Source organism: Pelagicoccus sp. SDUM812003 (assembly GCF_031127815.1).
Classification (GTDB): Bacteria; Verrucomicrobiota; Verrucomicrobiia; order Opitutales; family Opitutaceae; genus Pelagicoccus.
Genome location: NZ_JARXHY010000003.1, coordinates 1 through 25,766, shown reverse-complemented (window position 1 = coordinate 25,766; position 25,766 = coordinate 1). Strand labels below are relative to the sequence as shown.

27 protein-coding genes and 1 tRNA gene are annotated in these 25,766 nt (G+C 59.5%); 8 read left to right on the top strand and 20 right to left on the bottom strand.

The features are described from left to right. Positions 1 to 16 precede the first annotated feature (16 nt). Both QEH54_RS04545 and QEH54_RS04540 read left to right on the top strand, forming a co-directional pair. On the top strand, positions 17 to 1,060 hold the full coding sequence (locus QEH54_RS04545; RefSeq protein WP_309017447.1) for a Gfo/Idh/MocA family oxidoreductase: 1,044 nt from the start codon (positions 17 to 19) through the stop codon (positions 1,058 to 1,060). Between the two features lie 113 nt (positions 1,061 to 1,173). Further along, positions 1,174 to 1,905, top strand: coding sequence for a TonB family protein (locus tag QEH54_RS04540; RefSeq protein WP_309017446.1), 732 nt, complete (start codon positions 1,174 to 1,176; stop codon positions 1,903 to 1,905). A 66-nt stretch (positions 1,906 to 1,971) separates the two neighbouring features. Here QEH54_RS04540 and QEH54_RS04535 read toward each other — a convergent pair whose 3' ends face one another. The 3 genes from QEH54_RS04535 to QEH54_RS04525 form a co-directional block, all read right to left on the bottom strand. After that, a complete protein-coding gene (locus QEH54_RS04535) occupies positions 1,972 to 2,601 on the bottom strand; it encodes a sigma-70 family RNA polymerase sigma factor (RefSeq protein WP_309017445.1) in 630 nt (209 codons plus the stop codon). A gap of 103 nt (positions 2,602 to 2,704) precedes the next feature. Continuing rightward, positions 2,705 to 3,142, bottom strand: a complete 438-nt coding sequence (locus tag QEH54_RS04530) for a hypothetical protein (protein WP_309017444.1) — start codon at positions 3,140 to 3,142, stop codon at positions 2,705 to 2,707. Between the two features lie 3 nt (positions 3,143 to 3,145). Next, on the bottom strand, positions 3,146 to 3,475 hold the full coding sequence (locus QEH54_RS04525; RefSeq protein WP_309017443.1) for a hypothetical protein: 330 nt from the start codon (positions 3,473 to 3,475) through the stop codon (positions 3,146 to 3,148). 266 nt (positions 3,476 to 3,741) lie between these two features. Here QEH54_RS04525 and QEH54_RS04520 point away from each other — a divergent pair, with 266 nt between their 5' ends. Then, positions 3,742 to 4,224 (top strand): gamma-glutamylcyclotransferase family protein, encoded by a 483-nt coding sequence (locus tag QEH54_RS04520; protein ID WP_309017442.1) that lies wholly within the window; start codon positions 3,742 to 3,744, stop codon positions 4,222 to 4,224. A 46-nt stretch (positions 4,225 to 4,270) separates the two neighbouring features. Here QEH54_RS04520 and QEH54_RS04515 read toward each other — a convergent pair whose 3' ends face one another. Then, positions 4,271 to 5,020, bottom strand: a complete 750-nt coding sequence (locus QEH54_RS04515) for a hypothetical protein (RefSeq protein WP_309017441.1) — start codon at positions 5,018 to 5,020, stop codon at positions 4,271 to 4,273. Positions 5,021 to 5,254: 234 nt separating this feature from the next. Here QEH54_RS04515 and QEH54_RS04510 point away from each other — a divergent pair, with 234 nt between their 5' ends. Continuing rightward, complete coding sequence (locus QEH54_RS04510) at positions 5,255 to 7,411, top strand: sodium:proton antiporter (RefSeq protein ID WP_309017440.1); 2,157 nt, start codon at positions 5,255 to 5,257, stop codon at positions 7,409 to 7,411. Between the two features lie 21 nt (positions 7,412 to 7,432). Here the strand turns inward: QEH54_RS04510 and QEH54_RS04505 are convergent, their stop codons facing one another. Further along, positions 7,433 to 8,197 carry a helix-turn-helix transcriptional regulator gene (locus QEH54_RS04505; protein WP_309017439.1) on the bottom strand — a complete coding sequence of 255 codons (765 nt, stop codon included), beginning with the start codon at positions 8,195 to 8,197 and terminating at the stop codon, positions 7,433 to 7,435. An 89-nt stretch (positions 8,198 to 8,286) separates the two neighbouring features. On the opposite strand from QEH54_RS04505, the gene QEH54_RS04500 reads away from it, so the two are divergent. Further along, positions 8,287 to 9,408: a serine hydrolase domain-containing protein gene (locus QEH54_RS04500; protein WP_309017438.1), complete on the top strand. Its 1,122-nt coding sequence runs from the start codon at positions 8,287 to 8,289 to the stop codon at positions 9,406 to 9,408. Positions 9,409 to 9,507: 99 nt separating this feature from the next. Further along, positions 9,508 to 11,046 (top strand): MFS transporter, encoded by a 1,539-nt coding sequence (locus QEH54_RS04495; protein WP_309017437.1) that lies wholly within the window; start codon positions 9,508 to 9,510, stop codon positions 11,044 to 11,046. A gap of 28 nt (positions 11,047 to 11,074) precedes the next feature. Here the strand turns inward: QEH54_RS04495 and QEH54_RS04490 are convergent, their stop codons facing one another. From QEH54_RS04490 to QEH54_RS04435, 12 genes are read right to left on the bottom strand one after another with little or no spacing between them, the layout of a single operon-like run. Continuing rightward, positions 11,075 to 11,896 (bottom strand): MBL fold metallo-hydrolase, encoded by an 822-nt coding sequence (locus tag QEH54_RS04490; RefSeq protein WP_309017436.1) that lies wholly within the window; start codon positions 11,894 to 11,896, stop codon positions 11,075 to 11,077. Continuing rightward, the gene (locus tag QEH54_RS04485; protein WP_309017435.1) at positions 11,897 to 13,258 is read right to left on the bottom strand and encodes an ATP-binding protein; all 1,362 of its coding nucleotides are present in this window, start codon (positions 13,256 to 13,258) and stop codon (positions 11,897 to 11,899) included. Then, on the bottom strand, positions 13,255 to 13,920 hold the full coding sequence (locus QEH54_RS04480; RefSeq protein ID WP_309017434.1) for a response regulator transcription factor: 666 nt from the start codon (positions 13,918 to 13,920) through the stop codon (positions 13,255 to 13,257). The genes QEH54_RS04485 and QEH54_RS04480 overlap by 4 nt, the downstream gene beginning before the upstream one ends. Beyond that, positions 13,917 to 14,699 carry a cbb3-type cytochrome c oxidase subunit II gene (locus QEH54_RS04475; RefSeq protein WP_309017433.1) on the bottom strand — a complete coding sequence of 261 codons (783 nt, stop codon included), beginning with the start codon at positions 14,697 to 14,699 and terminating at the stop codon, positions 13,917 to 13,919. The genes QEH54_RS04480 and QEH54_RS04475 overlap by 4 nt, the downstream gene beginning before the upstream one ends. Next, positions 14,696 to 15,856: a hypothetical protein gene (locus QEH54_RS04470; RefSeq protein ID WP_309017432.1), complete on the bottom strand. Its 1,161-nt coding sequence runs from the start codon at positions 15,854 to 15,856 to the stop codon at positions 14,696 to 14,698. The genes QEH54_RS04475 and QEH54_RS04470 overlap by 4 nt, the downstream gene beginning before the upstream one ends. Beyond that, positions 15,846 to 16,250 (bottom strand): hypothetical protein, encoded by a 405-nt coding sequence (locus QEH54_RS04465; protein WP_309017431.1) that lies wholly within the window; start codon positions 16,248 to 16,250, stop codon positions 15,846 to 15,848. The genes QEH54_RS04470 and QEH54_RS04465 overlap by 11 nt, the downstream gene beginning before the upstream one ends. Further along, complete coding sequence (locus QEH54_RS04460; protein ID WP_309017430.1) at positions 16,247 to 17,524, bottom strand: hypothetical protein; 1,278 nt, start codon at positions 17,522 to 17,524, stop codon at positions 16,247 to 16,249. The genes QEH54_RS04465 and QEH54_RS04460 overlap by 4 nt, the downstream gene beginning before the upstream one ends. A 29-nt stretch (positions 17,525 to 17,553) precedes the next feature. Next, a complete protein-coding gene (locus tag QEH54_RS04455) occupies positions 17,554 to 18,225 on the bottom strand; it encodes an ABC transporter ATP-binding protein (RefSeq protein WP_309017429.1) in 672 nt (223 codons plus the stop codon). 10 nt (positions 18,226 to 18,235) lie between these two features. Beyond that, positions 18,236 to 19,348: an ABC transporter permease gene (locus QEH54_RS04450; RefSeq protein WP_309017428.1), complete on the bottom strand. Its 1,113-nt coding sequence runs from the start codon at positions 19,346 to 19,348 to the stop codon at positions 18,236 to 18,238. After that, complete coding sequence (locus tag QEH54_RS04445; RefSeq protein WP_309017427.1) at positions 19,345 to 20,241, bottom strand: polyprenyl synthetase family protein; 897 nt, start codon at positions 20,239 to 20,241, stop codon at positions 19,345 to 19,347. The genes QEH54_RS04450 and QEH54_RS04445 overlap by 4 nt, the downstream gene beginning before the upstream one ends. Before the next feature lie 35 nt (positions 20,242 to 20,276). After that, on the bottom strand, positions 20,277 to 20,864 hold the full coding sequence (gene idi, locus QEH54_RS04440) for an isopentenyl-diphosphate Delta-isomerase (RefSeq protein WP_309017426.1): 588 nt from the start codon (positions 20,862 to 20,864) through the stop codon (positions 20,277 to 20,279). A gap of 3 nt (positions 20,865 to 20,867) precedes the next feature. Then, a complete protein-coding gene (locus QEH54_RS04435) occupies positions 20,868 to 21,410 on the bottom strand; it encodes a YceI family protein (protein ID WP_309017425.1) in 543 nt (180 codons plus the stop codon). 117 nt (positions 21,411 to 21,527) lie between these two features. Here QEH54_RS04435 and QEH54_RS04430 point away from each other — a divergent pair, with 117 nt between their 5' ends. Then, complete coding sequence (locus tag QEH54_RS04430) at positions 21,528 to 22,004, top strand: hypothetical protein (protein ID WP_309017424.1); 477 nt, start codon at positions 21,528 to 21,530, stop codon at positions 22,002 to 22,004. Between the two features lie 108 nt (positions 22,005 to 22,112). Here QEH54_RS04430 and QEH54_RS04425 read toward each other — a convergent pair whose 3' ends face one another. The 3 genes from QEH54_RS04425 to QEH54_RS04415 all read right to left on the bottom strand — a co-directional run bounded on the left by QEH54_RS04425 (position 22,113) and on the right by QEH54_RS04415 (position 24,838). Further along, positions 22,113 to 22,460 carry a DUF3127 domain-containing protein gene (locus QEH54_RS04425; protein ID WP_309017423.1) on the bottom strand — a complete coding sequence of 116 codons (348 nt, stop codon included), beginning with the start codon at positions 22,458 to 22,460 and terminating at the stop codon, positions 22,113 to 22,115. 198 nt (positions 22,461 to 22,658) lie between these two features. Next, positions 22,659 to 23,378 carry a hypothetical protein gene (locus tag QEH54_RS04420; protein WP_309017422.1) on the bottom strand — a complete coding sequence of 240 codons (720 nt, stop codon included), beginning with the start codon at positions 23,376 to 23,378 and terminating at the stop codon, positions 22,659 to 22,661. A gap of 116 nt (positions 23,379 to 23,494) precedes the next feature. Next, a complete protein-coding gene (locus QEH54_RS04415) occupies positions 23,495 to 24,838 on the bottom strand; it encodes a hypothetical protein (RefSeq protein WP_309017421.1) in 1,344 nt (447 codons plus the stop codon). Positions 24,839 to 25,552: 714 nt separating this feature from the next. Between QEH54_RS04415 and QEH54_RS04410 the strand changes: the two genes are divergently transcribed. After that, a tRNA-Gly gene (locus tag QEH54_RS04410) sits at positions 25,553 to 25,626 on the top strand. Positions 25,627 to 25,766: the final 140 nt, after the last annotated feature.

Here is a 25,766-nt window from a genome sequence, read left to right as displayed (position 1 = left end):
CGCCCACCTTCGGGACATGCCTTCCCTTCGCATCGGAATCGCCGGAGCAAACTACGGGGCCGCCTTCGCTGCCGCCTTCGCCCAGATCGACCAGGTCACTCTGGCCGCCATCGCGGATCCGGACAGCGAGCGGCGCCAGCCCCTCGCGGACTCCCACCGCATCTCGAGCCAGTTTGAGAACGCGGAGGAAATGATCGGAGCCGGGCAGCTGGACGCGGTGGTCATCGCCACGCCGACCTACCTGCACGAGCGCCAGATCGGAGCGGCGTTCGACGCCGGGTTGCACGTGCTCTGCGCCGCGCCGATCGGGACAAACGCTCGCGAGCTCTCCCACATCGTGACCTCTGCCGGGCTGGTGGGAAAAACCTTCATGGGCTCCAATCCCCTGCGCTTCGATCCTCGTTTCGCAAAAGCGGCCGAGCTGGTTGAAAGCGGGACCCTGGGAGACGTCTTCATGGGTCGAGCCAGCGTCAAGGTCGCCTCCTGGCCCTACGACGGCTCCTCCTGGAGACTCGACCGAGAGCGGGGCGGCGGCGCTCTGCTGGAGACAGGCGCCCAAGCCATCGACGCGCTCTGGTTCGCCCTCGGATGCCCGGACGCCACGGAAGCGATGGCGGCGAGCTACGATCGGTTTTCCCAAAGGCACGCCAGCAGCTTGGAGAGCGTGGCAGAGGACGCGATCGCCGGATTCGTGCGACTGCGAAACGGAGCTTGCCTGCAGATCGAAGCCCAGCTCGACGCCGATCTCGGCTCATCGAGCGAATCCATCGAGCTGACGCTTTCCGGCAGCGAAGCCAGCCTCGACCTGCAAACGGGCCAGCTCCTGCGAAACGGTTCCAGCCAAGGGTACGCGGAGCCATTCGATCCCGCCGCCAGTCATCGGGCCGAAGCGGAAGCTTTCGTCTCCGCCGTGCTGAGCGAAAGCGAAACGCGTTTCACCGGCAAACAAGCCCTCAGCCTGGCCAAGATCTTCGACGCCTTGCTGCTTTCGGCCAAAGAGAAGGAAGCGGCTCCGATCAAACTCGAGCGCAGTCTGGACGACCTGTTCGGGGCGCTCTAGCGGGCACGGCTCTCCACTCGACGGTAAAGTCCTTCCGGGCTTCACTTGCGCTCCAATCTCTATCCCATTGGTCTGAAGTGAGCCACCCCCTATCGGTGTTTGCCTTGAGACCAATGACCAGACCCACTCTGAAACGACTTTTCCGCGCAGCCGCGTGCTTCTTGGCGCTGGCTTCCTGCTCTGCCCAGGACGCGACCGAGATCGAGATCGAAGCCGCCACGATCGCAAGTCGTTCCGAGGTCAGGTTTCCCGCCACCATGCGAGCCATCGGAGTGAAGGAAGGCAAGGTATCGCTGGCCTTGAGCATCGACGAGCAAGGAGAGCTCGTGGACGCCTTCGTGGTGGAAAGCTCACGCCGAGCCTTCGCGGACTCGGCCCTGAAGTCGATCGAGACCTGGACCTTCGAGCCTGCCTTGTACAACGGTCAGCCCTTTCCGTCCACCGTGCGGGTCGACCTCGAGTTCGAATTGGACAAGAAGCTGCGCTGGCAGACCTTTCAGGCTCCCACCGAAACGAACATCACGCAGACCGCCCAAATCGAGCAGCCCATCACCGCTCGATCGATCGAGGAGCTGGACGCGATCCCGCTGCCCTTGCAGATCGTGGAGCCAAGCGACGAGCTGGAGGGAGAGGTCACCGTGGAGTTCTACATCGACGAACTTGGCGACGTGCGCTGCCCCAACATCGTAGGCGGCACCAATCTCGACTTTTCGCGCGTGGTGCTAGACTCCGTCGCTCAGTGGCGCTTCCAGCCGCCGGTATCCAAAGGACACCGCACCAACGCCTTGGTCCGCCAGACCTTTCAGCACCGCGAGGGCAAACTCGCCACCGTGGAGGCCGACTAGGGCTCGTTTCGCTCCGACGCGTCCAGGCCGGAGGCGAGGCGCCGACCCGGAAAGACGCCCCATCCCCTAGGCCACGCCGTCCTCGCCCCAGAGGTCGCCACTCGGCCCCAACCTGCTGCTGAGGATGTTCCTGAGGGCCTTGCGAGCTCGATAGAGGCGCGTTTCCACGCCTTTGACCGAGCAGCCGACGATTTCGCCGATCTCCTTGTAGCTCAGCGACTCGTACTGATAGAGAATCAAGGTCACCCGCAGATCGTGAGGCAGTTTCTCGATGGCTTCCTTCACGATGGCAATCCTTTCGTTGCTCAGGGCGCGCTGGTCAGGCTGATCCGCTTCGCCGGTTTCGACCTGCGGATGCAGCGAGCCTTCCTTGGTCGCCCAGTCATCGGTCAGGCTGTCCTTGGCAAAGGCCGGGTGGCGGCGCTTCCAACGCTCGAAGTTCTTGCACAGGTTGGAGAGCGAGGTGAAGGCCCAAGCGGAAAACTTGGTCCCCTGCCGAAATCGGTCCCGGTTTCGATAAACGCGCACGAAGAGCTCCTCCACCAGATCCCGGGCGTCCTCTTCGCTCTGAACGTAGCGATAGGCGAAACTCAGAAGCGGGCGCTGCCAACGAACCATCAGCTCGTTCAGAGCAGAATCGCGACCTTTTCGAAGCTCGTCGAGCAACGCGAGATCCGTCTCGTTATCGGAAGGCATGTAAAGGGGCAGAGGAAAAGTCCGAGGCAGATTGCAAGTCGTCTGCTGGGACGCGGAGATAGGCGGGTAGGTAAGCTTGCTACTAGGTAGCCTAGACAATGGTCTAGTTTATTCTACTGCTTACGATAGAAAAATACCGCTTTCTTTGCTCGACGTTCATCACGTCAACCACCGAAGCGATCAAGTCGTTGGTCGACTTTTCGCAGGCTTCGTCGAGTTTGCGCTTTGCTTCCAGGTAGTTCTGGATCTCCAGAAAGTCCACATAGCCTTCGCGCACACGCTCCGCTTCGAACTCCGCCAGAATCAGCTCCAGCTCGCGCACCTTCTTGGAGAGGGCCCGGATCTGCTTCTCGCGGTCGCTGTGCAGCCGGGTCACCCGGGCGTACTGCTCTTCGGAAAGATCCAGCTCGTCGCGCAGCCATTCCATCTCGCAGGAATCCGCCACGATCGAGCACTCCGGGGCGTAGGCGTTGAAATAGCCGAAATGGGCTCCGATCCCGCAGGCCAAACCGGCCAGCACTACTGTGAGGGTCTTCCACATACGCTATTCGAATTGATAGGTGTCCCTCAGCAGAGGATCGATCACCTGCTTGTAGCTTTCCGCCAGCTGCTCGCCGCGCTCCACTTGCCGCTGCGAAACGCGCACCTCCGCCAGCAGCAGTCCCAGCAATACGCAGCCGACCACGAAAGCGGCCGCGTAGATCGGGCGGCTCAAAATCGAGCTCACCAGCTGGAAGAACCCGGGCAGCGCCGTAGAGTCCTGGTCTTCGTTCGCGATGCGCGACCACACGCGTTGCCCCAGCCGCGGGTGCTCGATGCTCGCATCGTCCCACGCTGCCAACAGCTCGTCTAACTTTTCGCCATCGTCTTTCATAGGTTCGGTCGTCCTGTCCTGTGGAGTCGAAGTCGCCCCTCTACTGCGAGAACGCGCTTGCCTGCCTCCACATTGCATCAAGCGAAACACCTATTACGTAATGCCCACTTCACAAAAATCGCCTCAAGCTGGCAAACGCTTCACGCCGGGAGATTCGATTCTATTTGCTTTACAGTCAACTCGGGCTCGAATCCGCCCTGTCGACTAGAAGTTGACCGCGCCCGCAGCTTGCAACTGCGCTTACGCCCCACACTCTCCGTTGGAAAATGAATCCGATCCCGCTCTTCACCTACGGCACTCTGATGAGCTCCCAGCCCGAGCACGCCATCCACTGCGAGCGTCCTCTGTCCACCCAGCCGGCCCAAGCCCGGGGTTCGCTTTGGAAGCTGCGAGAGGGCTATCCGATCCTGCAGATCGATCCCAACACCGCCATTCTCGACGCCAGCGCCGACCTGCTCGCTGATACCGCGCGGGCTGCTCAGATCGCCCAGACCAGCGCACCCCAGCCCGCGGAAGGCAAATGGATCCAGGGCGAATTGATGGAAATCTCCCCCGCTCCCGACGCCTTGCGCAAGATGGACGAGTGGGAAAACTTCGCGCCTGGAGTCAAGAGCGCCTATCAACGGCGCATGATTTGGATAAAGGACCAGGCCGGTCTGGATCGCGCCGCCTGGGCCTACGTGTGCTACTCGCCGCCCAACTGGGCCAGCTTGCTGCAAAGCGATCGCTGGTCGGCCGACGCCCGCTAGAGCGGATCAGCGGCGCGGGCTGACGGTTCGCATCAATCGGCCGCGCCTAGGGACGGTGGATCAGCTTTTCCTTCTTTAGATTCTTTCCGAGAAAGCGGGTGGCGATTTCGCTGAGATCGCGCAGCTGGGACTGCGTTTCCTCGTCCCGCAGATTGTTGTAGGTCGCCAGCACCGCCCAGTCTTGACGCAGCGGGTTTTCCGAATCCCCATCGAGCGACCAAGCCGACACTTCGAACGTGATGGGATAGACCGTGGCGCTGAACGGCTCCACTTCCGTCTCGATGACCTTGGGTTCAGTCGGCTCCATGCGCGACGGATCGATAATCTCTCCCTCCGGCCCTAGAATCGCTCCGACCATGTTGCGGTCGCGATTTCGACCTGGGTTCGCCAGCTCCTGATAGCGGCCTCCTTTCATCATCGCCGCGTGGTTGCGGGTGCTGGAAGCGTTGGAGTAGTCGATGCGCGGACGCACGTTCAGATCGAGCTCGGTGGCGTAGGGCTCGAACTCGCTGAAGCGCACCCGCACGTAGACCGCCGCCTCCGACTCGCGCTGCACGATGGTGTACCCCAGCTCCCGCAGGGACGACTCGAGCTGGTCGATAGCACCCGATTCCTGCAAGATCTCCAAGGCTCGGCCTTCCGGGTAAACCATGTAGCAAGGGGCGTCCTTGGCGAAGGACGAGGCTGCGATCGACTGCACGATCACCTTGGTTTCCGGGAACTGAGTCTGGGTGGAATACAGCGGCCAGGCCAGGGCCACGGAGCAAAGCGCGAAGAAAACCGATAGACGTTTCATAAGCAGGCGGGTTGAACGGAAGAGACCAGTTTAACCCAACACCCCGCGTTGGCAACCCGATTGAACGGCCAATCAATCGCAGCCCCCCTGCCGCGCGTTCGCGTTGATAGCCTGCCGCCCTCGCGGCGCATCAAAACTTTGCGCAATGGGACTCGCCCCCAGGGTGGCGCGGCCTAGGCTACCCGCTACAACCAAGAAAGAAATCTCCCGCGGGCCTTGAGCCCGAACATTCCTATGGAATCCGACATCGCCTTCCGCGCCATCACCCTCGCTCTGGGGGTCGGCCTCCTGCTCACCGTCATCGCTCACAAGTTCGATCTGCCGACCATCGTGCTGCTGCTCGCCGGCGGGCTGGCTCTCGGTCCGGCGGGACTGGGTTGGATCCAACCGGAGAGCCTGGGCCACGTGCTGCCCGTCATCGTCTCCCTCTCCATCGGCATCATACTTTTCGAGGGCGGCCTCACCCTCAAACCGAAGGACTACCTGGCCTCGCCCCGCATCATCAAACGCCTGCTCACGGTGGGCGTGCTGGTCACCTGGCTCTGCGCCTCCGCGGCAGTCTACCTGGTGTTTCAAGCGTCCTGGCAGATCAGCCTGCTGGCAGGCAGCCTGGTCATCGTCACCGGTCCCACCGTGATCGTGCCCATGCTGCACCGCCTGCGACTGAAATCGAAGCTGGGTTCCATACTGCACTGGGAGGGCGTGCTGATCGACGCGGTGGGCGTCTTCGTCGCGGTCTTTTGCTACGAGCTAGTGGTGGCGAAAGGTGGCGGATCCGCAGTGGGCGGACTGCTCCTGCGTCTGGCCGTCGGGCTCGGTCTGGGCATCGCGGGCGGAGTGATCATCCAGCAGTGTCTCAAGCGGGCCTGGATTCCAGACTCGTTGACCAATCCGTTCGCCCTCGCCGCAGCGGTGCTAGTGTTCGCTTCCGCAGAATTCATTTCCCACGAATCAGGCCTGCTGGCCGTCACGGTGGCCGGCGTCATCGTCGGCCAACGGCGCTCTTCGGAGGTGCGACAGATCCAGGCCTTCAAAGCGGAGCTCACCGACATCCTGATCGCCACCCTCTTTCTGCTGCTGGTCAGCCGACTCGATCCCAACCTCTTCTTGCAGCACCTTTGGAAACTGGTACTCGCGGTGGGCATCGTCATGATCGTAGGGCGCCCGCTCAACATCGCTCTTTGCTCCATCGGGTCGGGCCTCACCGGTCGCGAGAAACTCTTTCTAGCCTGGGTCGCCCCGCGCGGCATCGTAGCCGCCTCCATGGCGTCCCTTTTCACCTTGCAGCTCAACCAGATGCCGCAGCACGCCGCCGAGGCCAGCATCGTGGAAACCTTCGTCTACACCACCATCTGCGCCACGGTGGTCATCCAAGGCCTGAGCGCCGGCTGGTGGGCTCGCAAGCTCGGCGTGTCGCGCGGCAAGGCGGACGGCTGGCTGATCGTCGGCGCCCACGCTCTCAGTCGAGCCATCGCTCGCATCATGGTCGATCGTGGACGCTCGGTGGTTCTGGTGGACAACAACCAGCGCAATATCGACGCCGCCCAGCAGCTCGACCTGCACGCGGTGCTCGAGGACGCTCGAGAAGCGGAAAGCCTGCGCGACAGCGAACACTTTCAGGATGTCGGACGGGTGCTGGCCCTCACCGACAACCCCGACCTCAACGAGCTGATCGCCAACCGCTGGCAGCCCTTCGTCGGCCGCAGCAATCTCTTCGCCTGGTCGCAACGCTCCGGCACCGAAACCACGGAAAGCGCCTTCGCCGTCTTCAACGATCTGCCGCAACCGAGCATCGTCTCGGAAGAGCTCAACAAAGGCAAAGCCCGCCTCAAACTCTCCATGGACCCGATTTCCGAGGACGAGATCGCCCTCATGTCGGTCAACGGCAGCGCCTTGCTCCCCCTGCACCGAAAGGAGAAGCCAGAGAAAGACGCCATGGTGCTCCGCCTCAGCCGCCAGCGCAGCAGTCTCGGCCGAGCGGTCGAGCGCGGAGGCGTTTTCCGCATCAAAGGGGCCAAAGACCTGGACGAGGTCTACCGCCAGCTCTGCGACGAAGCCCTCAGCGTGGAACCACGCCTCGATGGCAAGGCCCTGGTCGAGGAACTTGCCGAACTGGCTCGCCGCCGATCGCCCATTTTCGGAGAGGACGTTTCTGCCCACCACCTCTACAGCGCCGTGCTGGAGCGCAGCATCTGCCTTCTAGGCTGGCTGGAAACGCCGGTGGCGTCCCGATCCGGACGCACCCAGGTGGAGTTCGTCTTCCTCATCGTCAGCCCCACCGACGACCCGGAGGAGCCGCTTTCCATGCTCAGCCAGCTGGTGCAGCTCTGCCACGACCACGACGCCCTCGAAGCCTGGGCCTCGCGCCAGTCCACTTCCGCCACACTCTAGCAAAGCGCTCGTCAAGAGCCCCTACAGTCGCTCCAGCTCCACGATCGCCGGCAGCTGGTCCGGATCTCCCGCAGGGGCCAGGGCCACCGCGAGGTTCCAGTCATGACCCGCGCCCCGAGATTCCGCCCGAGCGCTGAAAAAAGCGTATCGATCCAGCAGCTCGACCAGCTCGGTCCGCATCTCCTGCGCCAGCCCGGGGCTCAGACTAAGCGGTTTCATCAATGCGAACGAGCCAGACTGCCCTTCCACCACGCTGGCGGTCACCCGCTCCATGAACCGCTTCTGCTGCTGGCGCAAAACGCGACTCCCCGGACCGAAGCCAAAGGGCGGCCGGACCAGAGCTTTGCACCGCAACCCCTCCAAGCGCTCCAGCAATCCCACCCGCTCCAAGCCAATCAAATAACGCTCCGTCGACAAGCGGCTGATGCCTGCCTGGCGCTCGATCTCCAGCGGAGTTTTCCCCTCCTCCACCAATCGAAGAAAAAAGCCCATGAATTCCGGCCGCTCAGCGAATAGCCGGTCCTGCTCCTCCGTGAACAGCGCATGCCGCGGACGCTGCGCCTCCGCCCGCGAAATCACCTCCGATAGCTCGACCCCTGCGATGCGACAAAGCTCCAGCATGCGGTCCAGCGGCAAGTTGCTCTTGTTGAGCAGACGCTTCATAGTTGGCAACGAAACCTCCAAGCGCTCCGCAAGCTCGCTGTACCCAAGACCCCGCTCCTTGAATAAGCCTTTCAAGGCGCTCAACAATCGCCCCGCTTCCGTTTTTCCAAATTCCAGTTCCATAAGCCTTAGATAGGTATCACTTTCTGATACCTCATAATTTTCGGTATTATCACTTCGACAACCCGCGCCTGGCTTCGCAAACCAAAAGCATGAACAAGCGCCACCTCACGTTTCTCGCCGGCACGGTCGGCCTTTGCCTCGCTCCGCTCAACGCTGCGGAACCTGAAGGCTCTCTCGAATCGGTCTTGGCAGCCCAGGTCGAAAGCAGCGGTTTGCCTTCCATTGCGGCCATCGCCATCAGCTCTCAAGAAACCTTGGATTCCGCGGCGGTGGGCGTGCGAAAGATCGGCGACCCCACCCGCGTGACGCTCGAAGACAAATACCACCTTGGCTCCTGCACCAAGAGCCTGACAGCGACTCTCGCCGCCATCTTAGTGGAAAGCGGATCCATTCGCTGGGATTCCACCATCGGCGAAGCGCTCGAGTCGAGAATCGAAACCATCCATCCCGAATTCGCATCGGTGACGCTCGACCAGCTGCTAGCCCACACCGGCGGATTCGCCGCCAATCCGCCGCAGTCGACATGGCTCAAAGCGTGGAAGGATCAAGGCCAGCTTGCCCCGACGGAGCAGCGTCTCTCCTTCGCCAGCGATCTACTCGCCAACGCTCCCAGCTATCAGCCGGGCGTTCGATCCGTGTATTCCAATCTTGGATACGCTATCGCTGGGGTCATGCTGGAAACCGTCACCGGCCAAGCGTGGGAGTCGCTGCTCGCGGAAAAGGTCTTCCACCCCCTAGGCATGGAGTCGGCCGGCTTCCGAGCTCCAGCTTCTCCCGGCGCTGTCGACGAGACATGGGGCCATCGCAACGGGATAGCCGTGCCCCCGGGCCCGCAATCGGACAATCCCGACGCTATCGGACCGGCCGCCACCGCCCATGCCTCGATCACGGATTGGGCCAAATTCGCTCGCTACCACTTGAAGGGAGAACCGGCTCCCCTACTGAAGGACGCGAACAGCCTGGCGAAGCTACGCTCCACTCTGAAAAACAGCGAAAATCATGCCGTCGGCGGCTGGCTGGCCCACGACATCGAGCCCTTCGGAGGTCGTGCCTTTCAGATGGTGGGCTCGAACACAATGTGGATGGCCATGATGTGGATCCTGCCGGAAAAGGATCTGGCGGTGCTCGTCGCCACAAACGACGGCGGGCCGCAGGCATTTGCAAACCTGGATCAGGTCGCCACGTATTTGTTTAGCAAATACATCGACTGACGCACCAGCCGGGCGCTTCGGACCGGCGATCTTCCCTGTCGAAAGGCCTTCCCATCGAGGGTCCGAAACCCGGGCGCGTTCCTTGCTTGAACGGTGGGCATGTGGGAATCTTTCAAACAACGCCCAAACATCAGCTCGGACGAAACCGAAAGCGGACTCAAGCAGCTCATGGTGGATGGGGTCTGCGGCCAGCTCATGATCCTGCTCACCGGAGGAGCCTTTCTGGTCGCCCTCGCCATCCAGCTGGGCGCCTCGAATCTGGTCATCGGCTTCCTGGCAGCGGTCGGCCCCCTGAGCCAGATCATGCAGATTCCTGGCATCTTCATCGTCGAGCGCCTCAAAAACCGCAAGATCGTGACCGTGGTCTTCGCGGCGATCGGGCGCCTGTTTCTCATCGCCGCCGCCCTCTGCGCCTGGCTGCTTCCGGAAACGCTCGCCCTCAAGGCCTTCCTGCTTTTCTTCTGCGTCTACTTCGCCCTATCGGGCATCAGCGGGTGCGGATTCAATTCCTGGATACGCGACTTCATCCCCGAGAATCGCTTCGGCTCATTCATGGGCAAACGCATGGCTCTGGCCACCGGCTTCGTCGCCGCCGCCACCATTCTAGCCGCTTTCGGCATGGACGCGGCCCGTGAGCGCATCGACGACCCGGTCCTGCCATACGCCGCTTTGTTTTCCGTTTCCGCCCTCATCGGGCTCTTCGGCGTGCGGGCTCTAAACAAAATTCCCGAGCCCGTGCCCCAGCCGGCCGAAAAGGTCTCGCTGTTCGCCATGCTGATCAAACCCCTGCGAGACCGCAACTTTCGCCGCTTGCTGGCCTTCACCGCATCGTGGAACTTCACCATCGTCATGGCGGGCGCCTTCTTCGCGGTCTATATGCTCAACCGCATCGGGATCGGCCTCTCGACGGTGATCCTGCTCTCGGTGCTCAGCCAGATCACCAACGTTCTCTTCTTCCGCATCTGGGGAAACACCGCCGACAAGTTCAGCAACAAATCCGTTCTGCAGGTGGCCAGCCCGCTCTTTCTGCTGATGATCCTGCTCTATCCGCTGACCACCATGCCGGAGCGCTACTCCCTGAGCGTGCCGATTCTGGTGCTCATCCATTTGATCGGCGGCATCGCCACCGCGGGCTTCACCCTTTGCGTCGCCAACATCGCTCTCAAGCTGGCTCCGAGAAAGGAGGCGACCGCTTACCTTGCCACCAACGCCTTCTTCAGCGGCATCGCCGCCACCATCGGCCCCATCGTGGGCGGACTCGTCGGTCACTACTTCGACCAAAAGGAGCTCAGCATTCGCCTCTTTTGGCAAAGCGATTTGGCACAGGGTCTGGAACCTCTGGAGATTCCAGCTCTCATCCTGCGAGGCCTGGATTTCGTCTTCATCGCCGCCATCCTGGCCGGCTTCTACTCCTTGCATCGCCTGTCGCTGGTGGAGGAAGTCGGCAGCGTTGAGGAGAAACAGGTGCGCGAGGAGGTCATCTCGTCCATGCGACAAACCTTCGTCACGCTCTCCAACGTGGCTGGTCTGCGGCGCATGACTTACTTCCCCTACGACATGCTGCGCAAAACCGCTGCCAAGGCCAAAAAGACCGCCCGCAAACTCAACCGACCGTACTCATCGATCAGCCCGCGTTGAACCTCTCCGGCAATGCATCGCGCAACGGCTAAAGGGCGTATGGCAATCTCCAGTCGATCTCCAGCCGCTTCGCTTCCGCTAAGAACCGCCGCATCGGCTCGTCCATGGGCTCCAGACTCAGACGGTAGCTGCCGAAGTGTCCGGGAATCACCCGCTTCGCGCCGAGCTGCAAGGCCGCTCGACACGCTTCCTCCGGATTTATGTGCCGCGTCTTCAAGAACCAACGCGGCGCATAGGCTCCGATCGGTAGGACCGCCACGTCGATGCAATCCCTCTTCCCAATCTCCGCAAAGTGCGGCCCATTAGCGGTGTCGCCAGCCAGGTAGCAAGCCTTGCCATCTTTTCTAAGAATGTATCCACACGCGAAATACCCTCGCTGCCAAGGATAACGCCAGCCGCCGTGCGCGGCAGGGACGATTTCGATCTCAATGTCCTCGCATTGGAAACGCTCGCCGAGGCTCAACCCGGTCGTCAGGGGCCGAAGGGCCCTCGCGAGGAAACGCTCCGTCTTTCGAGGCAGGACGATCCCCTTCGGCTCAAGAGCGGCCACGCTTGCACTGTTCAAATGGTCCATGTGACCGTGGGACAACAGAACAAGATCCACTGGTTTCAGCTGCATGCAATCGGGACTTGGCACTAGGCGTCGCGTTGTCCCTATCCATTTGCTGAATACAGGGTCGATCACCAATCGCGCCGTTCCCCATCGTATAAAGAAGCAACCATGCCCCAACCAGACGATCTGCGGCAGCTCGCTCGATCCTTCTACGTCGCAACGTTCTGGATACGCGTTACCTGTTTCCTCGGCGAGCTTCAATCCAGAGTGTATTTTCCACCTGTCGCCCGCCTCCATTCACGCTCCCTTCAGCGGAATCTCGATCCGCAGGATCAAGCCGCTTGCCTCGCTGCGATTTCGCGCCGAGATGCGGCCCTTGTGCAAATCCACGATCGAGCGACACAAAGCCAAGCCCAACCCCGTCCCCCGATTACGCTCTTCATCAAATCCCTCGCTGTAGAAGCGATCGAATATACGGATGAGCTTGCTCGCGGGCAATCCCGGCCCGCTATCTCGCAATTCGAGCGTCCAAGCGTGCGAGTTCACGTCGGAAACAAGGGCGATCTCGCCCCCTCGGGGCGTCACCTTCAAAGCGTTGGACAACAAGTTGAAAAGCGTGTGCCTCATCCAGACATCGTCGAAACTAACCAGCGGGGTCGCCCGCAAACTAAGCTCGAAGCGCACACCTTCATCTTCGCAGAGCGCCCGAGCGTCCTCCGCGAAGTCCTCCAGAAACTCTTTGCTCGCTCGTTCGAGCGCATTCATTTTCAACACCCCCGCTTCCGCTTTGGAAACAAGCAGCAGGTCGTCGATCACACGCGTGAGCCGCTCAATGTCCTCCAGCTGCCCTTCCAGCTCGCTCCGGGCCTCCGGCCAGCCGTCGCCCGTTCGGCTCAAGAGCTCCTCCGTTCGCAAGCGAACCAGCGAGAGAGGCGTCTTCAACTCATGCGACGCGTCGGCAGCGAACTGCTGCGCCTGCAATACCGCGGCTTCCAAGCGCTCGAACATCTCGTTGAGAAACACCGTCAAACGGGCGATCTCATCTTTCGTATTCGGTACCGCGATACGCTCGCTCAGATTCTCCGCGCCGATTCGACTGGCCGTCTTTTGAATATTGGCGATCGGGTTGAGAGCCAGGCGACTGAGCAGATACCCTATCGCCAAGCTACCGACGAAGACGCCCACCAGGATCACCGAGGCCAATCTTACCAGACCGGCATTGAGCGTGTCCCAACCTTGCAAAGAAGACGCGATGTGCAGATCGTATCCACTCACCTTATACTCAGCGACCCTAAGCCTCCCTAAGTGCTCGTCCTCGATGGTGACTCGCGGCTGACCATGGACCGCTTCGGGAAACGTGTGACGAGCCATGTTGCTGCTGGTGAAGAACGCCGAGCGATCGTTTCTTCCGATCTGAAAGAAAAACAAAGACGCATCGATCTCAGTATGCTCCAATACCGATGCCACCACTTCCTCGTCCGAACCGGAATTCGCTTCGATACGCGGAGCGATTTCCTCCAGCTCTTTGTCGTTCAGATCGTCGATTCCCGCGATGTAGCTGGATTCCAACGCGAACCGTCCCACCCAGAGGAACAACGCCGCGGTGATCGTTGCCGCAAGAGCGTACCAAATCGTGAGCCGAAACGAAATCGAGTTCATGGCATCATGTACCCGACGCCTCGCACCGTCTTTATCAACGGAGGATCGCCTTCGTCGCCGAGGTGCTGACGTAGTTTTCTTATGTATACATCGATCAAGTTGGTCTGCATCTCATACTGCGCTTCCCAAATGCGTTCCCCGATTGTGGTGCGCGTCAGCACACGGCCTTGGTTTTGCATCAGCAGCTCCAACAAGGCGAACTCGCGATTGGTCAACTCCATCACCTTCTCATCCACGCGAGCGGTACGGGCCAATAGGTCGAGCGTCACGTTGCGATACCTCAAGATCGTCTGTCGGACCTTTCCTTGACGCCGCATCAACGAACGGGCCCGAGCCAACAGCTCGTCGAAAGAAAAGGGTTTGGGCAGATAGTCGTCTGCGCCAAGATTCAAACCGCTCACCCGATCCGCCACAGAATCCCGAGCGCTCAAGATAACCACCGGTTCCTCGAAACCGCAGTCGCGCCACTCCTTAAGAAGAGTCAGCCCATCGCCGTCAGGCAGGCCCAAATCCAAGACGATCAGATCGTACTCACCCTCGCTCAGCAGGTCGCTCGCTTCGGCGCAACTCCGAGCCCATGAGGTGGCATACGCGTTCTCTCGAAAACCTTTTTCGATGAAACGTGCGACTCGAGACTCGTCCTCGACTATCAATATCCTCATCTGCTGCGGGGATCGGTCTCGGACCAATCCGTTAAGAGCTCTACCAAATCCACAACCTGCTGGTCAGTCAAATACTCATGACCCGGCATCGACGTACCCAAAATTCCATACTTCACGATACGCTGGAGTCGTAGCCTGCGCAGCTCGGGCTGCAGACTCTTCGGCGCGAACCGATAGCCATCGCCTCGCAAGTCGGCCGGAGAGGGACGAAAGTTGGAACTGATATCGCCAGTCCCATCGCCTTGGGAACCGTGACACTGGGCGCAGTATTCAGCGAACAATCGCCTTCCGCGTTCGAGACTTCCCGATCCGGTGGTGTTGGCGGGCGTCCAATTCTCTCGATGCCGCAGCCAAGCTTGTTCATTCGCCCCTTTTAGCGACTGCAGGTAGTCCAACAGCGCTTCCCCCTTCGTTTCCTCCCCCTCGAAAAGATAGCCATAGCTGGGCATGCGGCTTCCAGGAGTCACCGCCGCTGGTTTAATCAAGTGCAAGCGATTCCATTCGCGGGAACGCCGTAAACCGACGCTGCTCAAATCCGGTCCCTGCCGACGATTTCCGATCAATACCGATTGTCCTTCCTGCAGCGGCAAGACCGCTGCGGGACCATACAGATCAGCATCCAAATCGATTGGCCGCGAGTACTGGGAGTGACAGTGGATACAGCCTTCGGCGACGTAAACGCGCTTGCCCAATTCCAGACTCCCTACGGGAGCGCTGGTTTTGCGGGCCGCGAAAACCGACATCAGCGCCAATGCGGCAAATGTCACCACAAGCTTCATCCCCAAACACCTCCCGAGACCCGAAGACGCTTCAAGCCGTAAAGCGACGCGAGGCCGACCACTACCGCTGCCGCCAAAAACCCGACGGGGATGGTGCTCAGATCGCGCGCCATGCCAATCCCCATCCCAGAGGCCACCCAGCCTGCCAGAGCGAAGAGCATGCCGGCGCGTTTCGCTACCGGCCAGGCCCCGTTCGCTTCACCGCTCAACGCTCCGAATGCGACCAAAGCCGTGGAATAGAACGATACTCCGAGCACGTATCCGCTGACGGAAATCATCGACCAGAGCCCTTCTCCATGGACAATCCCAAACGAACCAAGAACGAGCAACGACAAGGCCGAGCCCAACACCCAAAGCAGTTTCTCGTTTTCAATCAAGCATCCTGCGATACCCGCTCCCAGCAAGTGACCAGCTGCCAAGATCCAAAGTTGCTCGAATTCCCCCCAAGTGACGCCTCGCAGCGTATCCGTTTCTTGGATAACGTAAAACGCCGCAGAATCCAGCCACACGAGCAGAGCGAAGATCACAATGACACCCCAGACTCCTGCTCCCTTCGCCAGGTTCTGCTCCCCTTCCATCCCCGCATCGCCGCTCATTCTCGCCTTCTTGGCCGGACCGGAAAATGCAAACGGCAGGCAAGCGCCCACACCCACAACCATCGCAGCTACCATGCATTGAAAATCCGGAGCTGCCTTGAAGAGAAATGGCAGATTACAAACCGCATAAGCAATCCCCACTCCCGCCGCGCAACAACGTCCCAATCTCTTCGGTTCGACGCGTAGTCGCAAAATGGGCACAATTGTGACAGTGAGAAAGCCAAGAGCGAGGCCTACTCCAAAGCCGACGCCGAGAAAACAGGGAAGACTAAAACAGAGCGTCGAGAGGACCGCCATGACGCCACTCCCTAAGAAACCGAAAAAGAGCTGCTGATCCGAATTGGAGACCCGAAAACGGCGCCAGGCCAACAAGCTCCCTGAAACGCCTCCCAGCCCCATGCAGATCATCACCGGTTGCAGCCAACGCTTTTCCGCATCCAACGTTTCGATACGATGCAGCAAGGCAAACTGCGCGAACAAAAGGAAATAAATGAACGCGCACGCGATCACTGCTGCGGATATGCAGGCGTCGCGTCGACTCCAATTCTGACTAGTAGACATCGTTTCCCCAATCCTTTCGCTCGCGACTCGACCACTGATACACTGCCAAGGCCAAATCAGACACTGGCACCGAGATCCAAGCGAACTCGAGCCCTCCAGCTGAGATAAGCCCTAAGGTGACCACTCCCACCCATAGGCGTATCCAGGCGGTAGCGAGCCAAAGCGCATTCCAACTCTGGCGACGGCCCGCAACCGCCTCCCGAAAAGCAAAGAGGTACAGTCCGCCCACCGAAAAAACGAACGCGCCTATAAAGCGCGTGAACGCTGAATCAACGCCTTCGATACTTAGGCCCATCAATCGGTAAGTGAAAAGCGGCGCCACGACCAGCATCACGCCTGTGCCCGCATCCATCAACCCTGCGCCAAGACATACCCAATCACGAATACGCTTCATCTCACGTCCCTCCTTTTTACCAGCCCGCCCAGCCAGACCAAACTGCACAGCACCATCAAAGCACCGGAAGCCCATCGGACTCCGTATATGATCTCTGTCGCTTCGTCGAAGTAGAAGAGGCGCCCCGGCTGCTGCCCCTCCCGCACCCCCTGTAGGGTCAATACCACTACAAATGCGAGCAACGCGAAATTCCACACTACACACCAAAGCGGTCGCGAAAGGCTGGCCCGCGAAACGTCATCCGATCCTAGCTCCAGCAGGATGATCATATTGAGGCCGGTCACCATTCCTGCCATTGCCAGATGGGCATGAGCCACCATGGCATTGGTGAACTTAACAAACTCCAGAACCCCTGGGAGAAAGCTCACCCATCCATCGAGAGCCAGCATGGCCCACCAGAAAAAGAACGCCACTCTCCACCAACGGGAGCTAGGACTCCACTGAAATACCCGCCAATACCACAAGAGAAGCAATGGCCACACGAGCAATGAACCGAGGCCAGCGATCTGATCGAAGTGCCGATTAGAAGCGTCTCCGTGCTGTATCAGCAAATACACCACAATCGAAACCCCGTAAAACATCCAGTATACCCGCTCCCGAAGAATCGCCGATTTTTCCGATTCCGCAGCGATCCCAAGTCCAAGACCGAAACGCGGCAATCCACCCATCAGCGCGACAATCCCCAAGGTCGAGGCGAGCAAGGAATGACCTGTCGCCCCACCGCTATCTGGGTCGACCGGCGGGTAGACTCGCGTATCCGAAACGAAATACAATACGAACGGGACCACCCCCAACGCTGCGGCCACGATTCCGCGAATCCAGATCCCGAGCCTTTCCCCTTTCGATCGGAACGTCCGTTTGCTTCCTTCCCACCATCCGCGACATAGCAGAAGCCAGATCGCCACCAGCGTACCGGCGAAAAACCATCTCGAAGCGCCGGCCCAATTCAGAAACGGCTTCCCCACGGCCTCGCCCAGCAACCAGTATATGCCACCCACCAGCAACGCTGCCGACCAAAGAGCGAATGCTAAGCGGGCTCGCTCGAGAGCCTTGTCATTATGATTCCAATACCAAACAGCAAGGATGCCTAGCAGCGGCAGAGAACACCAGCCGTACAGCTGCCAATCCATGTGCAGCGGCATCCAACGCCCATAGGTAAACGGAGCGACGCCATCGCCCAGCCGCGGCCAAAGCAACAAGCTAGCCAGCCACAAACCGATCACATTGGCCAACAATAGCCAAGCAATACTAACTCTGGCGATCAGTCGTTGCATCAACGCCATTTGACTGCTGTTCAATCCCGTCACAGCGCTTTGGCGACGCCTCCCCGTACTTGCACGATTCGATCACAAGCCTCCGCAAAACGCCGCTCGTGCGTCGCCATCACCACTGTGACGCCTTCCTGCCGAGCAGTTTCCTTCAGGATATCGAAGACCGCTTCCCCCGTTTGCTCGTCCAGCGAACCCGTTGGCTCGTCGGCCAGAATCACGCGGGGAGAATGCATCAGAGCGCGACAAATCGCCACCCGCTGGCGCTCGCCACCGGATAGCTCCTGAATCCGTCGATCCTTTCGGTGATCAATGCCAAGCAGCTCGCTCAATTGCTTGAAACGTCGACTGTACGCCTTGCCGTCTCCCTTCGTCGCCACCGCAGTGATCATGCAGTTTTCCTGCATGGAAAGATCCGGGATCAGATTATGTAGTTGAAAAACGAATCCAACCTTCTCGCGCCTCAGGCGAAGGCGATCCTCCTCGCTCGCTGGATTGAGTCCATCGAGCTCGATCGTTCCGCAATCCGCCGCATCCAAACCGCCCATCAGGTGCAGCAATGTCGTTTTTCCCGACCCCGAAGCCCCCCAAAGCGCCACGATCTCGCCGGGATAAATATCCAAGGTAACGTTGGAGAGTACCTGAATCGTGCCATCGTCGAAACTTTTGGATACAGTGCGCACAGCCACGATTGGCGCCTTGTTCATTCGTCTCGGATTATTCATATCGAAGCGCCTCAGCCGGTTGGATACGCGTCGCGTGCCAGGCTGGATAGAGCGAACCGGCCACGCTAGTGAGAAAGGCGACCGCCACCACGCCAGCGACGATCGGCGCTTCCACGAGCGGACTGACATAGCCGTTCAACTGCGGGATGTTCTTCATCACCAGCAGAGCGAGATAGCCAATTCCGAACCCCGCCGTCGACCCGCCGATCGCTAGTAGGAGCGATTCGCCGATAATCATCAACCCTACCTGTGACTTGGAGAATCCAGCCACCCGCAAGATAGCAATCTCGCGAATGCGGCTAAACACCGACATGAGCATTGTATTCGCAACTCCCATACCTCCAAGTAAAAACGCGCACACTCCTACCGCCCATGCGGTCGCGGAGAGAATTTTGAACTGGCTGTAGCTCTGGCTGAATTCCTCGTTTTCCAAAGCGATCAGATCGTCGTAGCGCGCGCTTACCGCCGCCTCGAAGGCCTCCCCTTGATCGCGGTCCTTCAGCTTCACCGAGACCACGGAACAATACCCTTCGCGATGAAAGAACTCCTGCGCCAGCGGAAGCGGCATGAAGACGCCTCCGTCCTCGAAGCCGTTTTCCATCTTCAGCACGCCTCCCACCGTCAGCAACTCCTTGCCGATAGGAACTTCGTCGCCGATCCTAGCTTCTAGAAAGGCCGCCGCTCGCGAACCGAGGTAGATCAAACGGTCGCCTTCGCCAAAGCCTTTCTTTTCTCCTTCCAGCCAGATCGAATCTCTCATTCTCGGGTCCTGGGCGCTCACGCCGAAACAGGTGATCACCGGACTTTCGTCCGATGAGACGATTCCGAACAGCATCGGATTGGCAGATTCCACCAAATCGAAACGTCTCACTACCTCGACCGCCTCCTCCGGAACACTGCTGAAAAACAGGTCGGAAACGTTTCGCTCGAAAACAAGGTAGTGACTATCGTTTGAGAGGATGCGTTCGAACATGCCAATGGCTCCCAGCACCACTGACAAGACGGTGAGCATCGCCGCCACTCCGAAAGCGATGCCCGCGCACCCAATGAGCGAGCGCACCCAGTGTCTGGATACGTTTATTAGGACGAGCCTTCTGAAATTCATGCCACTTCCTGCTTCGCTAGAAGAGGCTCCACTTTTGTGAGAAACTCTTTTTGAAACAGGGCAATGCCAACCCAACGATCCGCCTCGGAATCCGAGAGAGCTCGCACAATTCCGTCCGCTTCGCCCAACAGCCGACCCAGTTCGCCCGTCGCTTTTTCAACCCCCAGCAACACCGCTAGGTTCGGTCGACCGAGGGTCTCGTCCTGCTGCACGTTCTTACCCGTCACCAGTGCGCCCTGCAGCACGTCCTTCAAATCGTCCGCCACCTGATAGGCGACGCCCCAAACATCGGCGAGTCGCGAAAGGTGCATCTTTTCGTAGCGACTGGCGTTTCCCACGATCGCTGGCAACACGAGACAAAGGCGGAACAGCGCTCCCGTTTTGAGCAAGGCCACTCTGACCACCGCGTCCGCATCTCGTGATCCATCCTGAAAATTCAGGTCCAAGGCCTGGCCGTTGACGATGCCAGCGAGCCCTAAGCAATCATCCGCAAGATGGTTCGCTTCGCGCAAGCTCGCGTGCTCGAGTCCGACAAACGACTCGAAAAGCAATGCGTACGCTCGGTTGATCAATGCCAAGGCCGCCAAGATTGCGGAGCTTTCTCCAAACCGACGATGGGCGCACATCCGCCCGCGTCTCGTATCCGCATCATCCATACAGGGCAGGTCATCCAGAAGAAGCGACGCTACATGAAAAAACTCAATCCCCGCAGCGAGACAGATTCGGCGATGCTCCGGGAGCTCCAGCTCGCAGCCGACTGAATAAGCAAGCCGAGCTCGCGACAAGCTGCCCTGCGTTTCAAGCACGTAGAGCAAGGCATCTCTCAAGTGTCGCTCGCTGCGGCTTAGGTCAGGCAGAAGCGCTTTAAGCTGGGTCAACGTTTGGAATGGCATACGGCAAAAGAGTGATTGGTTGTTTTGAGAGATGGTTAACGGGTCCAGCGAGCGAGAGCTTGGACAAGGATCGGAGCGGTTCTTAGCTGGCGAGCTTCCATCAAGGACCAAGGCGAAAACTCGGCGAAGCGAGTTCCCTGCGGGCGAGCGCTTGCGGCGGCGAAGTCGTTCCACGACTCCCAAGAGACCGCAGCTACTTCGTCCGAGCAAAGCTCGCCCGGATACCCTAGCACCTGCCCAATCCAGACCGGACAGTATTCGTTTTCCCAGATCCCGTTGGAACACGCCCGGTACCGAAAGTCAGGCAACGCGCATCGTAACTGTTCTATGGATACTCCGAGCTCGTAGCGAGCGCGGCGACGAACCGCATCCTCCATCGCCTCGCCGGGGGCAGGATGCCCGCAGCAGGAGTTCGACCAGACGCCCGGCCAGGTCAGCTTGCTCCATGCTCGCTGCTGGATCAGGAAGCGACCGGCATCGTCGAAGAGAAAAAGAGAAAACGCTAGATGCAGCGGCGTGGCCTTATGATGTGCCTCGTTTTTAGGGAGAGTCCCGATCTCGCAGCCAGACTCGTCCAGCAGCACGACCTCCTCCAATTCCTGTTCCGTTCGCAAGATAGTCATGTGCTACTCCACGATCGACCCTACTAAGGTGAAGGTCAGATTGAGTTCCGGATTCACTTTGAAAAACAGCATAGTGATCACCTCGAGGTCGAACGGCTCGTGGTTGACTGTCGACGTTCCGGAGATCGTCACCTGCTCGCCCTGCCGTTCAATCTTGAAGGGCACCTCCACAGGTCGCGTCACGCCGTGCATAGTCAATTCGCCCAGCAAGCGGCCTTCGTTTCCATCCTGCTCAACGCCTGTCATGGCGAACTCGATACGCGGATAAGCTTCTACTTCCAACCAGCCGAGCATCTTCTTGTCACGCTTGCGGTTATCGGAAACGAGATTTGTAGGTGAAAACGAGAACTTGGCTGACGATACCTCCGCTTCCGGACTCAACTCGATATCCGCTTGATAGCCGGTAAGAACGACCGGAAAGGAATGGCCCGTCGCCTTAACTTGCACCTCCACCGAGGAGCGTTCCGGATCGACCGCGACGGACCCGGCGCTGGCCCACACGGCCAAAAGAGAAAAGACGGCGAAAGAAACCAATGGCTTGATCATGACCGCTAGCCTAGCGCCTCTTCATGAACCGATTCTGAACGAAAAATTAATTTTTATTCATAGAGCCACAGCTACGTTGCAGATCCGCTGCTCCTCGGCTAAGAAGGCTCCATGAACATGCTGAAACACCCTTTGCGCCTGGCGTCCCTTTTCGCCATCGGCCTGAACGTACTCTCCCTTTCGCTCGCCGAACCCCTCTCGGTCGGCTCCCCAATGCCGCAGCTGCAGGCGGAAGATCAACACGAAAAGCCGTATGGGATTTCCCAAGACACGCGCTACGTGCTGGTGAGCTTCGATATGGGGCCAGGGAAACAGGCCAACAAGTACTTGGACGAAAAGGGAGCTGACTTCCTTCCGGAAAACGACGCGGTTTACGTGGCTAACATCCATGGGATGCCGGGCCTCATCGCCAGCACCTTCGCATTGCCGAAAATGCGCAAGTACGCCCACCGCATCCTCGTAATGGACGAGGACGGGCTCTTCGACGACTGGCCACAGGAGAAAGGCAAGGTCACCGTTTTCACCCTCGACGAAGCGGGCAACATTTCCTCCATCGGCTACTGGGACCCGAAAGACGACGCGGCTCCCTTTTAACCGGCGCCACGCGCTGTCTTCCTCCATTTTCGGACACCGCCCGGACGCGAAAAACGCGGCTGCTATCAAGCAAGCCGCGTTCGAAAGTCAGGTCTCGGAGACGAGCGCTTAGAAGGGCGACTCTTCCAGGTCGTCCAAATTGCCGCCGCCCTCCGCTTCCGAGGTCACTTGATTCAAGGCCGGGTCCACTTCGCCGCCCGCGTTCTCGATCTTCCAAGCCTGCAAGTTCACGTAGTAGCGCCCCTTGTACTCGTTTCCGCGGATGTTGAAGGAAACCTTCACCCGGTCGCCTTCCTTCAGGCGGTCCACCATTTCTATCTTCTCCTTGGTCGCCTCGAATTTCACATCCTGAGGATAGCGGTCCTCCGTGGTGATCACGAACTCCCGCTTAGAAAAGCCGCTAGAGAACGTCTGCGTATCTTCGATAACCTTAACTGCTCCGACCATTTCGTACATAGCCTCAAAACCTTGCGAGCCGCTCGCGGGATGTTAAGCAGATTCTTTACAAACTTACTCACAATCGGCCGCAGACGCCTTCCCGAACTTCCTCAGGTGGAGCGTGACCTCCGGGCGCGCTCAAAAACCGCAGTCACCTTGCCGCCGTAGCCGACCTCTCCGCAGCCGCCCGACGCTTGCGGTAGGAAACGCCTCTCCCTACTTCCAGTTCTCCGCGACCCATGCCGCGGGTCGAGAGAAACGGCGCACCCAGAAGCTCGTGCCCTCCAGGGCCTCTTGCAGCTTCGGATTTCCATGAAAGATGGCGATGCGGGCCCCCTTGGGAAACCTCGGCTTCAAAAAGTAGTTGAGCGGAGCCTTGGGCAGGCAGTGGTACTTGTAGCTCACGCACCATTCCTCCGGCCAATACTTGAGCTTGCCATGCTGGTGGATCTGGTCGCTCAGATAGGCCTGCTCGTTGCGGAATCGGGCCCGCACCTCCTCCAGGTTGTTGAGAAAGTAGTCCAGCACGTAGGGATGCGCTCCGGGACGGAAGCGAAACACCGACGAATTGCCCGTCACCCGTCGCGGGTACTTCCAATCGTTGATGATGAGAAACTCGCCCTCCTCCTCGAAAAACGGATCCAGGCTGTCCAGCACCACCACGTCCAGATCCAGAAACAGCGTATCGCCCTCCAGATCGTGCAGCTTCTCGGGAAACATGGTGAGCTTGTTCCAGCCGCGCTCCGGCGCCCCCTCGGGCAGATCCAGTTTGGGCAACGGCAGCACATCCACTCCGTCATCGATGCCTTCGGGACGATCGGTGAAGCACACGAAACGATGCTCGTAGCTCAGATGGCGCTGCACCATGGAGCGAAGGCGGTTCACGTATTCGGGACCATAGCGCGTGCCCCATTTCATGCAGATGACGTTTCTCATTTTCGACTGTCGCGTTTCGCGAGACCGGCCACACAAGCGCGCAAGGCCTCGCAAAGGCAAGGCCTCTGATTCCGGAAAACCAAGCCGCGCGACCCCACACCGGTCCTAGGCCTCGGCTACCGCGCGAGCCCGATGCGCTCCAACAAGACTTCGCTGGACGCTTGAGAGAGATTCGCCCGCCCAGATCCAAGAAAGTCCACCACAGCGTCCTCATCCACCTCGAGCCATGAAACCAGCGACTCGAAGACCAGGCTCTCCCGATCCGCCCCCTGCTCGCCGTAGACCGCCTCGACGTAAGCCACCGTCCGCTGCACACTCTCGAAACCGAGCTCTCTCAGACCATCCTGCACCGCCAGGCGCCGATCGAGCGGATCCTCGATCGCCAGAGCCCAGTTCGCCGATCGCTCCAAGTCGCGTCGGGCCGACAAGCGAGCCGCCTCCGCCGCCACGCTGTCGCGCTTTTCCAAATCCTCCAAGCCAGCGAAAAACGTCAGCAGCGAATCGGTCTGTCCGTTGAGCACAAGCTGCTTGGCGATGCTGCGAGCAGCCTTGGAGCTCACATCCATCTCGTTTCCCAAAGCCCACTCCATCGCTCCCACGCTGTCGCGCGCCGCCCACTGATCCGCTACCGCGTCCAACACCGACTGATCCAAAATGGAGTTTTCCAGCTCCGCCAGTCGAGCGAACGCCGTCTCCGGCCCGTCCATCACCATGCGCTCTGCCACCTGTTGCACCAAGGTTTCCCTCAATTCAGGATCAACCACCCCATGCAGCACCGAAGCAGCAAAGGCGTAGTCGCCATCTTCGCTGAGGAAGGCATCCATCGCGTTTACAAAAAGCCGGTTCTGCAGATCCCGATCGATGAAGCTGCCCTCCACGTCGATCCACGCCGTCTCGATCCATCGAAACGCCGCAGCGGGGTCGCTCGCCACCCAGCCGCGAGCCAGCGACGGCACCAGCTGCTCGCGCTCGGCCGGAGTCATTTCGTAAAGCAGAGCCACCCCCATCTGAGGGTCCAGCTTGGCGATCTCGCGCAAGACCCGCCCAGCGTACTCCACCGATCTCCGATCGTCCAGATCCCGGGCCATCAACTCGATGAACCGCGCCTGTAACCCCGCAGCGTCGAGGTCTTTCAAAGAGGCCTCTAGCAGCAGCTCGCTCGCCACCTCGTTCTCCTCCAGCAGCCGATCCGCGAACTCCCGTTCGTCGATCGCTCCGAGCGACAGGCTGCTTCGCCAATCCGCTCCCTCTTCCTCAGCAGTCCCAACCCCATCTTCCGTCGCCGCATCGCTCGAGCCTTCCTGATCCGCCCGAGGCGCCCGAAAGCCGTTATCCTGAAAGGCCTGCCAGCGTTCCTGAGCGTCGCGCCAAGCGGCCTCGTCCCGCGTCAAAACATAGCTGCCCACCAAAACGGCGAGTAACAAGAGCACGATCAGAGCGGTAGCGAAGGGTCTCAGCATAAGGCCAGCGATTCGACTTCTGCCCAGCGACCGCGCCGCATGCAACCCCATAAGAAACCAGGGGCGCGGCCGATGCCGGAAAACAAGAAGGCCGACGATCTGAGATCGCCGGCCCAGGAATCCAACTCTTGTATGTGAGCAAAAGCTCCCGATCGAATATAGCCTGCTGTTACCCTAGCCATCTCCGAAGAGATGAGTTCGATCGGAATCCTAAACCCGGAAAAGAGAATATCACATTTTGGCAGAAAAGCTATCGGCACGGCTATCCTTTCGCGTTAAGTGGTAGTACGTAAAAAATCGGCCACTCAAGGTTAATTCTGCGCAACAACCTGAGTATCCTCCATCAAAACCCTAGAGCTTGACCCTGATTTAGACCTTTTGAGGCGCCCCTTTGAGGCTCACCGAACCCGCAGCGAATCTAAAAACTGAGTAGGAACCGCCAGAAAACCCTTTTCTCCTTCCTGGAAAAACGTCCACTTCGCAGATTTTTTACCCTCATAATATCACAAAAAGCCCCTTTTCACGTTTAAACGCCTAAGAGGGGTCTGGAATGCGCCGTACGTGAGCGGGAAAGGCGCCCATTTCCGCTGAGCCGGGCGAGATCCCGCGACCGTCAACAGGCCGGTCGCAAAATCGAAAGCCGCCGCTCTAAAAGAGCCACAAATGGCTTGACGCGCCTCCCCACGATCTGATGTTTACTCCCTCTCCACCAAAGCGGGTATAGTTTAGTGGTAGAACTCCAGCCTTCCAAGCTGGTTGCGTCGGTTCGATTCCGTCTACCCGCACCATTTTTTATAACGCAGTCCAAACGGTCTGCGTTTTTTTGCGTTCGGACGCTTTCATGGGAATCGAACCAAGGTTCGATGGCGGGCCTAGCCCGTTGGGCTGAACCGTCTACCCGCACCATTTTTTATAACGCAGTCCAAAC